The sequence below is a fragment of the Arthrobacter sp. 05L45_2 genome (assembly GCF_056397525.1).
Window position 1 is genome coordinate 1 of the sequence record NZ_JBFTNO010000086.1, and the last position, 11,668, is coordinate 11,668.

The 11,668-nt window shown below is 64.6% G+C and carries 7 protein-coding genes; 5 read left to right on the forward strand and 2 right to left on the reverse strand.

Annotated features, from left to right (window positions below):
• Positions 1–163 (reverse strand): phosphoglycerate mutase family protein (locus AC1DHD_RS08690; RefSeq protein ID WP_476879329.1); only part of this gene is annotated, 163 nt, incomplete at its 3' end.
• Positions 164–1,636, reverse strand: a complete 1,473-nt coding sequence (locus AC1DHD_RS08695) for a CCA tRNA nucleotidyltransferase (protein WP_476879323.1) — start codon at positions 1,634–1,636, stop codon at positions 164–166.
• A gap of 170 nt (positions 1,637–1,806) precedes the next feature.
• Here AC1DHD_RS08695 and AC1DHD_RS08700 point away from each other — a divergent pair, with 170 nt between their 5' ends.
• The 5 genes from AC1DHD_RS08700 (at position 1,807) to trxA (ending at position 7,760) form a co-directional block, all read left to right on the forward strand.
• Entirely contained in the window at positions 1,807–2,355 is a 549-nt protein-coding gene (locus AC1DHD_RS08700) for an NUDIX hydrolase (protein WP_476879324.1), read from the forward strand.
• Positions 2,356–2,445: 90 nt separating this feature from the next.
• Positions 2,446–4,530 (forward strand): murein biosynthesis integral membrane protein MurJ, encoded by a 2,085-nt coding sequence (murJ, locus tag AC1DHD_RS08705; protein WP_476879325.1) that lies wholly within the window; start codon positions 2,446–2,448, stop codon positions 4,528–4,530.
• A gap of 169 nt (positions 4,531–4,699) precedes the next feature.
• Positions 4,700–6,247: an ABC transporter substrate-binding protein gene (locus tag AC1DHD_RS08710; RefSeq protein WP_476879326.1), complete on the forward strand. Its 1,548-nt coding sequence runs from the start codon at positions 4,700–4,702 to the stop codon at positions 6,245–6,247.
• A 191-nt stretch (positions 6,248–6,438) separates the two neighbouring features.
• Entirely contained in the window at positions 6,439–7,395 is a 957-nt protein-coding gene (gene trxB / locus AC1DHD_RS08715) for a thioredoxin-disulfide reductase (protein ID WP_476879327.1), read from the forward strand.
• Between the two features lie 38 nt (positions 7,396–7,433).
• Entirely contained in the window at positions 7,434–7,760 is a 327-nt protein-coding gene (gene trxA, locus AC1DHD_RS08720) for a thioredoxin (RefSeq protein WP_476879328.1), read from the forward strand.
• Positions 7,761–11,668 lie beyond the last annotated feature (3,908 nt).

The following is an 11,668-nucleotide window of genomic DNA, read 5'->3' on the forward strand; positions in this document are numbered from 1 at the left end:
CGACGGCGTCGAGCACCTTTCGTGCCTCTACTGCCTGCTGCTCGCCCTCAACCGTGAGCGGAAGGTCGGTGAGTCCGGTGTACTGCCCGCTCTTGGACCATTCCGTCTCGCCGTGCCGGAGGATCCAGAGCTGGGGACGGGGACCGTTGGAAGGTGCAATCACTTAGGACTCCTCTGTTGGGGAAACGTCGACGGCGGCAGCTTCCGGCTGCTGCGCCCACCATTCATGCAGTCTGGCTTCGGCCTCGGCGGGATCGAGCGGGCCGTGTTCCATGCGTTCCTCGAGCAGGAACTTGTAGGCCCGGCCCACAACAGGCCCCGGTTTGAGCCCCAGCAGCGCCATGATGCGGCCACCGTCGAGGTCCGGGCGGACGGCGTCGAGTGATTCCTGCTCGCGCAGGGCAGCGATGCGCGCCTCGAGGTCGTCGTAGGCGAAGGCCAGCCGCTCGGCCTTGCGCTGGTTGCGGGTGGTCACGTCCGAGCGGGTGAGCCGGTGCAGCCGCTCCAGCAGGGGCCCGGCGTCGGTGACGTAGCGGCGGACCGCGGAGTCGCTCCAGCCGGCGTCGCCGTACCCGTAGAAGCGCATGTGCAGTTCCACAAGGCGTGCCACAGCCTTCACGGTGTCATTGTCGAAGCGGAGGGCCTTCATCCGCTTGGACGTCAGTTTGGATCCGACCATGTCGTGGTGGCGGAAGCTCACCGCGCCGCCCGGTTCGAAACGGCGGGTGGCCGGCTTGCCGACGTCGTGCATCAGGGCCGCGAAACGGAGCACAAAGTCCGGCCCGGGCACCGGGCCGTCAGCGTCCGATTCCAACGCGGCCGCCTGTTCCAGGACCTGGAGCGAGTGCTGGTAGACGTCCTTGTGCCGGTGGTGCTCGTCGGATTCGAGCCGCAGGGCCGATACCTCGGGCAGCACGAACTCGGCGAGTCCCGTCTCGACCAGCAGGTCCACGCCGGTCCGGGGCCGGGGGGCGCAAATGAGTTTGACCAGCTCGTCGCGGACGCGCTCCGCGGAAATGATAGTGATGCGCTCCGCCATTTTCGTCATGGCCTGGCGCACTTCCGGGTGCACCGAAACGCCCAGCTGCGCGGCGAAGCGTGCGGCCCGCATCATCCGCAGCGGGTCGTCCGAGAAGGAGTCCTCGGGTGAACCGGGCGTGGCCAGGGTGGAGGCGTGCAGGTCTCGGACGCCGCCGAAGGGGTCCACCAGTTCCAATCCGGGCAGCCGGAGGGCCATGGCGTTGATGGTGAAGTCCCGCCGCTGCAGGTCGTCAGTGAGCGACGAGCCGAAGGCGACCACGGGCTTGCGGGACTCGGGATCGTAGGCCTCGGCACGGTACGTGGTGATCTCGATCTGGAAGCCGGCCTTGCGCATGCCGATGGTGCCGAAGGCGCGGCCGATCTCCCAGTAGTTATCAGCCCACTTTTTGATCAGTGCCACGGTCTGGTCCGGCGTGGCATCCGTGGTGAAATCCAAATCCGGTGAGACGCGGCCCAGGAAGAGGTCACGCACGGGCCCGCCCACCAGGGAGAGCTCGTGACCGGCGTCGACGAAGCGCTGCCCGAGCTCAATGACCACCGGATCTACGTGGAAATCAACGGTGTGGGTGTCAGTCTGGTGATGTGCGTGCGCCATAGTCTCTTAAGCTTGTCAGAAATCCCGGCCAGCACCACACCGGAGTCGCCTTCGATCCGCGGCCGCGTGCGGCAGGGAGGTCGGCGGCCGTCAATCCAGTTTTCCGCCGGGCCACTTTCCTGTCATGTTTAGGTCATCAAGTCCGGGTAAGAGTCGTTAGAGTGGACTGCATGGCCCATCCCGTACCGAGCGCTCCCGGCAGGAGGACAAACGCGCCGTTGCCATCGGCAATCGGCGCCAATGTCGCGCCCGCCCAGCATCCGGGCCAGGCCTCGCTGCCCACCGTCGAGGAAATCTCGGCCGGCGGAGTGGTGGTGGACACGTCCGACGCCGAACTGCGGGTCGCGATCATTGCCCGCCTCAACCGCGGCGGACGCCTCGAATGGTGCCTGCCGAAGGGACACCCGGAGGGCAAGGAAAGCAACGAGGAAGCCGCGGTCCGTGAAATCGCGGAGGAAACGGGCATCGAAGGCACCATCCTCGCGCCCCTTGGAAGCATTGACTACTGGTTCACGGTCAGCGGACACCGCGTCCACAAGACCGTGCACCACTATCTCCTGCGCTCCACCGGCGGCGAGCTGACCATCGAGAATGATCCGGACCAGGAGGCCGTAGACGTCGCCTGGGTGCCGATCCACGAACTCGCCCGCAAGCTTTCCTTCCCGAACGAGCGCCGTATTGCGGACCTCGCCCGGGAAGTCCTGCCCGAGCACCGCTGAGGCTGACCGGGCCGCCCCGGCAGCAGGGACAGCCGTTCGGTGCGCCGTCGGGCCCTGTGAATACCCACAAAGCCGGGCCCGGGTGAGACGATGAAGATAATGTCTGCCGCCAAGCCCCGATCAGCGAAGCCCGTCCCCTCCGGGTCCGCCGCCGCCCAGCCCAATCCCGCCGGAGAGGCACGTTCCAGTGCCGTCATGGCGGCCGGAACCCTGGTGTCGCGCTTCCTGGGCTTCGGAAAGACGTGGATGCTGGCGGCCGCCCTCGGCCTTGGGTCGACGGTCACCGACACGTTCATCAACGCCAACAACCTCCCGAACCTCATCTTCCTGCTGGTGGCCGGCGGCGTGTTCAACGCGGTCCTGGTGCCCCAGATCATCAAGGCAAGCAAGGGCCCGGACCGCGGCGCGGACTACATCAGCCGCCTCCTGACCCTCGCCGTGGTGGTGTTGCTGTCCCTGACGCTGGTGGTGACCCTCCTTGCCCCGTGGGTGATCGAGCTGACCACGCAGGGCTACTCGCCACAGCAGAAGTCGCTGGCCGTGACCTTCGCGTTCTGGTGCCTTCCGCAGATCTTCTTCTACGGCCTCTACGCCCTGCTGACCCAGGTGCTCAACGCCAACGGGGCGTTCGGCCCGGCCATGTGGGCACCGATCCTGAACAACATCGTCGCGATCGCCGGACTGGGCATGTTTATTGCCATCCTCGGCGCGAACGCCGCCAACCCCCACACCCTCGATAACTGGGGTCCCTTCCAGACGTTCCTGGTGGCCGGCTTTTCCACCATCGGTGTGATCGCGCAGACAGCCATCCTGCTGGTTCCGGTCTTCCGGCTGCGCCTGGGGTTGCGGCCCCGGTTCGGTTGGCGCGGTGTGGGCCTGGGCCAGGCAGCGAAGCTCAGCGTGTGGACCCTGGCCACCGCTGCCGCGGGCCAGCTCGCGTTCCTCTACGTCATGCGCATCGCCACGATCCCCGGCGCCGAACGCCTCCGGCTCGAACAGGCCGGCGACCACGCTGCCGCAGCAACGCTGCCCGGCAACGCAGTCCTGGAAGTCGCCAGCCAGCTGTACCTGCTGCCCCACTCCATCATTGCGCTCTCGCTGGCCACCGTGCTGTTTAACCGCATGACCCGGGCCTCCCAGGACGGCGACCGGGCCGAGCTCCGCCGGGCCCTCTCGCACGGCCTGCGCACCATGGCCGTTGCTACGGTGTTTGGCGCTCTGGCCCTGTTTGCCCTCGCCGGACCGCTGGGCATGTTCTTCTCCGGTGACCACCGGCAGGACGGCGTGATGCTGGCCCAGACCCTCACCATCCTGGCCCTCAGCACGCCGTTTATGAGCGCGAACTTCATGATGTCCAGGGTGTTCTATGCCAACGAGGACGCGCGGACCCCGTTCTTCATCCAGCTGGTCCTCGCCGCCGTCAACGTCGTTTCCGCGTTCTTCATCCAGTTCCTGCCGTTCGACCAGATCATCTTCGCCATCGCAATTCTTTACACGGCCGGCAACATCCTCTCGGTCTTTGTCAGCGCGTTCTTCCTCCGCCGCCTCCTCGGCCACCTGGATGGTCCACGCGTTGCCAGCTCCTATATCCGGATGGGCTACGCGGCACTGGGGTCGGCCGTGGCGGGTGCCGGCGCCCTGTGGCTGATGGGCAGCTACCACGCGGACGGCTTCGCCTGGAGCAGCCGGATCGCCGCCTTGGTGACGGTCGTCGTCGTCGGACCCGTCATGCTGGCCGCGTACTTCGTCCTCCTCAAGGCCCTGCGGGTGACCGAACTCCAGGACCTGTTGCAGCCGCTGCTGGGGCGCCTGCGTCGGGCTCCCGGCGCGCCTGGGCCGGAAAACGGCCCTGTGGCCGGCGAACCTGTCGCCGCCGAGAACGCCCCGCCGCTGCACCCCACGCCTGAACGGGCCACCACGTCGCTGGATACCGGCCTGATCCCGCGGATCTCCGGCGAGTTCGACGCCGCGTCCTTCCGGGCGGGCCCCGACCTTGGGTCCGGGGAGACCGCCGGATGGCGGACGGACAACGAATACCTGCCCGAGGAGGAGCTTCCGGGCACGGCCCAGGGCAGCCAGGGCCGCGCGGAGATTCCCCTGCCGGGCCGGCGCACCTATCAGGGGGAGCCGGGCCACAATCCCTACTTCCCCTTCGACCGCCGTCGGAAAAAATAACGCCTTTCCGCCCCAGAGCGCCGCATCACACGGCGCGGACAGTGCATCGGCTAGGATCGAAGACTAAGAAGGGGAGTTGCAGACCAGGGGTCAACCAGCCTTACCGGGGCCCCAGGTGACTGACGAAGTCGCCGTGGTTGGCAGCTCCCGGACAGTCTAGGAGGAACCTGTGTCCCACCCGATCGATGTCGGATCAGTACTTGGCGGCCGCTACAAGGTCACTGCCACGGTACTGACCTCGCATGACCAGGATCTGGTGCTGGACGGGGTGGACCAGGTGCTGAACCGGCCTGTGAGCATCCTCGTAGCTGGCCCCGGCAACGCCGACCAGGTGGCCCAGAGCGCACGCGAAGTTGCCACGGGCGAACGTCCCGGGCACGTCCAGATCCTGGATCTGGGGGTCAGTGATGCCGCGACCTACCTCATCACCAACCACACCTCAGCCGCGGACCTGTTGGACCTTGTGGTGAGCTCCAACCCGCCGTATGTGGAACCGTTCTTCACGGACACCCTGGGCAGCGAAATCTTCGGCCAGGCCCGCTCCACTGAGCCCGAGACGTACGACGGCCTTTATGACGACGAGGAAGTCGACGCCGGCTACATCAACTATGGGGGACAGCAGCGTCCGGCCGGGCAGAAGCCCGCCACGCCGCCGTCGCCGTCCGCCCCCGCGGCGCGGGTCCCCGCACCGCCGGCGGCCTCCCCGGGCGTAGGCGCCGGTGCGGCCGGAGCGGCAGCTGCCGGAGCAGCAGGTGTTGCAGCCGGAGCAGCAGCGGCCAAGGCGGCGAAGTCTCCCAAGACGGCTCCGCAGGAAGCGGCGGCGCAGCCCACAGCGGCCCATCCCATGCAGGCGGCGCCCACCGCGGCGCAGGGCAGCGCGGCGCCGAAAGTCTCCCGCTGGGAGGACGATGATTACGATGACGCGGTGCCGGATCAGCGCACCTCGTCGATGCCGGCGGCAACAGACGCCGGAGGCGGCCGGGCTGCCGGAAACTTCCCCGCTTTCGCCCGCAATAACGCTGCGGACGATTCCTACGACGACGCCGATGACGAGGACGCTCCCCGTGGCGAACGCCGCTCCCTGCGGTGGCTGGTCGGTGCGCTCCTGGCAGCCGTCCTGGTGATCGGCCTGATCTTCGCGGTCACCAACCTGGGTGGCCTCTTCAAGGGTGGAACGCCTGAGGCAGCCAAGACGACCGCGCCGGCGAGCACGCCCGCGAACTCCGGTGCGCCTTCGGCCACCCAGAGCTCCGCGCCGCCGGCAGCTGTCCCGCCCGCGATCGAGTCAGTGACCCGCCAGGGCAACTTCGACTTCGCGGCCACCTACGACGGCGACCTAGTCAAGACCTATGACGGCAACGCCGCGAGCTACTGGTCCGACATGGAATTCGCCACCGACGGCTGGGGCGGATTTGCCCCCGACGGCGTACCGCTGGTGGTCAAGCTCAAGAGCGCGGCGCAGATTTCCTCTGTGACCCTCAGCCAGCTCGGTGCTTCCGGCGGCAACATCGTCGTTTACACCAACGACCGGCCGTCGCTGGACGGTGCCAAGCAGGTGGGCAGCAACAGCTTCACTTCCTCGGACCTGACCATGCCGCTGCAGGAACCCGTCAAAGCGCAGTACGTCATCATCTCCATCAAGAGCCTGCCCAAGCTGGCTGCCCCGAAGACCCGCTACGGCTATGGCTTGCGGCTCGCGGAGATCAAGGTCCAGTAGCCCTGGCCGCCGCCTGCAGAGTCGTAATCCGCTGAATGCGGACGGCAGTGGCCGTCCGCGGCCGGTAACCTAAGGGAAGTACACCGGGGCCCTGCTAGGTGCGCCCGGAATATTCAGTTACCCGCAACGGTTGTGCCATGTGGCCGCCCGTTCTGGGTGGCGCATCGACAAAGGAAGAGGTTCACCGTTCAGTGAGCAACGCAGAAAACACCGCGTCCGAAGTACGTGATGTCATCATCGTCGGCTCCGGGCCTGCCGGTTACACCGCCGCGGTGTACACGGCTCGTGCCAACCTCAAGCCGCTGCTCCTGGCAGGTTCGGTCACCGCCGGCGGCGAGCTGATGAACACTACCGACGTCGAAAACTACCCGGGCTTCCCGGAGGGCATCATGGGCCCGGACCTGATGGAAAACCTCGAAAAGCAGGCGGCCCGCTTCGGTACGGAAATCCAGTTTGAGGATGTCACCGAGCTGGACCTCGACGGCGACATCAAGACCGTGACCATTGCCACGGGGGAGACCTTCCAGGCACGCGCCATCATTCTTTCCACCGGCTCCGCCTACCGCGAGCTCGGCCTCCCCAACGAGAAGCGTCTGTCCGGCCACGGTGTGAGCTGGTGTGCAACCTGCGACGGTTTCTTCTTCAAGGATCAGGACATCGCCGTCATCGGTGGCGGCGACTCCGCAATGGAGGAAGCCCTGTTCCTGACCAAGTTCGCCAAGTCGGTCACCGTGGTCCACCGCCGTGACACCCTGCGCGCCTCCAAGATCATGGCCGACCGCGCCCTGGCCCACGAGAAGATCAACTTCGTCTGGAACACCGGTGTTGAGGACGTGATCGGCGGAGACAAGGTCACCGGCCTGCGCCTGAAGAACCTGGTTGACGGTAACGAAACCGAACTGGCTGTCACGGGCGTTTTCGTCGCCATCGGCAACGATCCCCGCACCGACCTGGTCAAGGGCAAGGTCGACCTCGCACCCGAGGGTACCATTGCCGTCCAGGGCAGGACCTCCAAGACCAGCGTCAAGGGCGTTTTTGCTGCCGGTGACGTCATCGACCCCACGTACCGCCAGGCCATCACCGCCTCGGGCTCCGGCTGCGTCGCCGCCCTCGACGTCGAACACTACCTCGCAGACCTCCACGCCTAATCAGCGCGCGGCAAGAATCCCTAGAGAGAGACAAGGTTATGAGCAACGCTAAAGATGTAACAGACGCTAGCTTCAGCACCGACGTGCTGGAAGCGGACAAGCCCGTCATCGTCGACTTCTGGGCCGAATGGTGCGGCCCCTGCCGCAAGCTGGGCCCGATCCTGGACGAGATCTCCGTTGAGTACGGGGAGAAGGTCAACGTCGTCAAGGTCAACGTTGATGACAACCCGGCCATCGCGGCCGAGTTCGGCATCACTTCCATCCCTGCCGTGTACCTGTTCCAGAACGGCGAAGTGAAGAGCACTGTCATCGGCGCCAAGCCCAAGCAGTTCTTCGAGAAGGAATTCGCGGACGTCCTGTCCTAGTCTGAACCGCGGTACCCGGTCAGCCCGCTGATCGGACTGCCACAACGGCGGCTCCCTTTCCATTCGGAAGGGGAGCCGCCGTTTTTCGTAGGGATGAAGGTCGGCTGATGTGGGGGATGGTCCCGGTTGCGCGTTGCCGGCCTTTTTGGAGAGGAGCGCCTTGGCGCGCTATCCATCTATCCCTAAAGCTGATCCGTATGCAACGTATATAAGCTGATGCCTACCACCATATTGTCTAAGGATTGACTACCCTGAACCTCCAACATCGCTGTGACGTGGGGTAGGGGACACTGACTCCAAGAGATGTGCCCTACGGCTCGGCTCACTGTCATTTCCGCATCGGATGCTCAAATGCCCCCAGACCCTAGAAGTTCGTTTCACGTGAAACATTCCGCCGGCAGCGGGAGGCCAGTGAGAGTGCCCGGCGACAGTCGGTTTGAGGTAGAAGGCACGAGCACACACGGAAGTCGCTCTACGGTCCACGCCTATCTCGGCATCAAGCGAGAGCTAAACTTCCCCTTTAGCTTGCCCGATCGACCGAGGGCTTGCGTTACATGCTCCAGCTCGAAGGTCAATGTTTCACGTGAAACCGCGTTCGGCGCGACGGCTCCGCGTCGCGCCTTTTGGTATCTACAGCGAACGCCCAGGGCTACGTAGACACCTAAACAGGGTGCGGCCAAACCTGGATCATCGCCCCAGGGGAGTCCGAGGACGGGGCTGCCGCCTTTACGCGACCATGGCCCAGCAGCTGGCATTTTGCGACCCGACCCAGGACGTGATCAGCGCTCTTGGGCTTCCCTGAGTTGGATAGAGCTCCGCACGCCGCGTGTCCGGACACACGGTACGTCCCAGACGATCATTCGAAACGATCGATTCCATTTTCTTTCGCTAGGGTGGACAGCCCACCTGCTCTCCACACCTCGGGCCTCAGCGATTGCTCCCAGCGCTGTTTCACGTGAAACATCGTCAAGTCGAGCCTAAGGGCACATCCGGAACCGCCCATGAGCAGCGTTACAGCCCAGATTGGTGGATCTGACCGCACCGACTATTCTGCCAGGCGGGCTGAGCACTCCCCGGCATAGTGCATGTCCGCACTTTTGCGTATTTCGGGCAAAATAGTGGGGCTTTGTTTCACGTGAAACAAAGCCCGGCAGGCCAAGGTAATGGGACCTCTGTACGCATCTGGAACCAGCGACGCCGACAGCGCACGCGGCTACACAAAACTCCGTGGCCGCCCACGAGGAAGTCACAACGCGCCCCTTGACGAACGACGGCAACCACATTCCTATTCGTTAGGCGCTTCTAGCTCAGACTCACTTCGTCGGGTGCACCTTGCTTCTCTTCTACGGGCCTGCGTTATCCGGGGGAGGCCGTGCACGTGGGTAGAAGAACCGCCCTGGCGAACCGCGGATGCCCGAGGCTTCCGGTCGCTGGCAGAGGGGAACATGCACCGCTTGGACTGCTCTCCGCATCGACCAACCTGCACGGCGCGATACCGCTCCCTGGAGTCCTGACCGCCCACCGTCCGACCCACGCGCACAAGCCTCCTCGCATCGACTCGCCAGTCCTGAGCCTCCAATGACCGGTCCATGGACCTGGCTAGGCCCAAAACCCTTCAGCAAATCGAAACCCTACGCGCATCGTCCCTCCCTCCATCCGCCACCTGGCCGCAGCGGCCTGGAGCGGTCCAAGTCCTTGCCTGAGACTCCCAGGACGCCCCGCCCCCTCATGATGTGCCTAACCGTGCCCTAGCGGCCCAGTGGAGAGTACAGAAGGCTAGCTAGGGGAATCGCCGTCGGATAGACGGCGGAGCCAAGCACCGCAGGGGCTACGCCCGCTCGCTCTCCCTGGCACCGTCCGTGTCTCTGCGTGAGACTACGGCAACGTCGATGGTCGCAGCCGTGCACGATGCCGGCCACGAGATTCGTTGCCGGCCCGCTCACACGGAAGCGCGAGAGCTCCCACAGGCGGGGGTGTAGGTGGCGCCCCAGGATGGATGTCAGCCTCGCTTCACGGGTGTTTGCAGGGTTCGAGTTTCACGTGCTGGCGCTGCAATTGTGTGTCCCACGAGCGCCTGGGCACTTGCACCATTGATAGACCGGCTCAGGCACTGCCTCAGACGTCATTCACGTACTCCACCCGGCCGCAGTCAAGAAATGGTCCCGGCCATTCCTGCTCACATATTTCCATGCGAGCGAAACTGGTCCTATGGCCTAGCTAAAACCGACAGACCCACGCACCTACTAGGCATCTATCGAGAGCTACGTAGGGGAGGTCCACAGTGCATCTTCGGCAGAGGGAACTTCCTCAATGCCAACGCGCATTGCCCTGCAGGATCTCACAGGGCAAATAGCGACGTGCGGCGTAGCCACCGACATGTCTTCTCAGCTGAGCACCTCCGCAGTTCTCAGCGGGGAAGCATCAGGGGAGGCACCACCCTGCGCTGCGTTGGTGGCCGGCCCACTGCCAACCTGGATAGGGCATTGGCAACGTCGCTCCCGCCCACACTGTCCGCCAATCTACGAAAGCATCGGTCGGCCAACGAGCGGGCCGAGAAGGATCGAAAGGGCTGCCAAACGTTCGATCTTGGACGCGTACCGCCGGGCGGTTATACACAAACTTATCCACAGGGCTCTGAGACTTTACGCACAGCGGTATCCACAGGCCTACTGGCGTCCCAGTGTCGATCCTTCATCCCGACCAGCCGGTCTCGAATCTCGCGCGGGGTGGAGTGTCCCTGCCATGACTTCAGACGCAAGTAAGCCGAACCCAAAGCGCACCCGATACTTAACCCAGTAGAGGCGAATTCCACGCGAAATCCAGCCTATTTCCCCGACATCCAAGGTGTCGCTGCAATGTTTCACGTGAAACAGGTCGGGAGGCGAAGAGGCTGGTGGAGTTCGTATTGGCAAGTGGACTTCGAGCGTGACTACGGGGTGGCTTAACTCGCTGGCTCGTCAAACTCTATCCACAAAGTTATCCACAGAGATATCCACCGATCAATTCACAGTCTCGGGGTCGCTGGGGCTTGTGGATATTGGTCATTGGGTGGAGAAGATGTGAGGGTTCCGCCCCGCAATAATCGCCGGCGGTCACGCCCTCTATACAGGCCGGGGAGGACCTACGACTTGCCTCAGGCGGCAGCCCATCCTGTCCAGGCAGAGAGGGTGAGGATAGGTCGAGACCGAGCACGGGCTCTGTCCACTCGACCGTGCGCCGTCGTCGGGCGTGGACGATTCTTGAGCTGCGAGGTGCCCCGTGACTTCCGTACACAACTCCCTGTTTGCTTCTGCACACTGCGGTGCCCCGAGGTATCCAAGGCAACGGCCTGAGCCGGACACCACTTCCTATCGGCCCCACGCGCCGGCCGTAATGCAGATGGCAGCAACTCGGGCTCTGACGGGTGACCGGCTCGAGGAAAAACCAGGGGAGCGATCGTCGATCAGGTCGAATTCTTTGGTACCTCCCCGTCGGAGCGACTCCAGCTAGCGAAGCTCCCAAGGCTACCCCAAGGAGCACCCTGTGCGGCGGCAACGGCGTGGTGCGGCCGTCCACCTGGGTGGGTCTGAATGGCCACGATAAGCTCCCGAGCCAACTGCGTGCCCGGTCGCTGCAGCTGGGGGACGGCGGAGCAGCGTCGTCCCAGCGCAACTGTCGGGATCTGGACTGCCACTGTCCCATGAGGTGACTTCCTGTAGCACCACCAGACAATGTACGTGCGCGTTCTCGTTCGGACAGCACTTGCGGACGGAAGCAGACCAACAGCTTTCCAGCTGAGCCGTGGGAATCACGGGCGTGGCCTTCTGCGGCCAACTGCCATCAAGTCTGCATTGCCGGGATATGAACCGCCACCCGTGACAACCAGCCTCCGGGCTGCCGCGAGAGTCCTGATAAGGACTGGTCGGGCC

What these genes read in the sequence shown, in the direction of transcription:
- murJ (WP_476879325.1), top strand. Translation starts at nt 2,446, where the DNA reads ATGAAGATAATGTCTGCCGCCAAGCCCCGATCAGCGAAGCCCGTCCCC.
- AC1DHD_RS08700 (WP_476879324.1), top strand. Translation starts at nt 1,807, where the DNA reads ATGGCCCATCCCGTACCGAGCGCTCCCGGCAGGAGGACAAACGCGCCG.
- AC1DHD_RS08695 (WP_476879323.1), bottom strand. Translation starts at nt 1,636, where the DNA reads ATGGCGCACGCACATCACCAGACTGACACCCACACCGTTGATTTCCAC.
- trxA (WP_476879328.1), top strand. Translation starts at nt 7,434, where the DNA reads ATGAGCAACGCTAAAGATGTAACAGACGCTAGCTTCAGCACCGACGTG.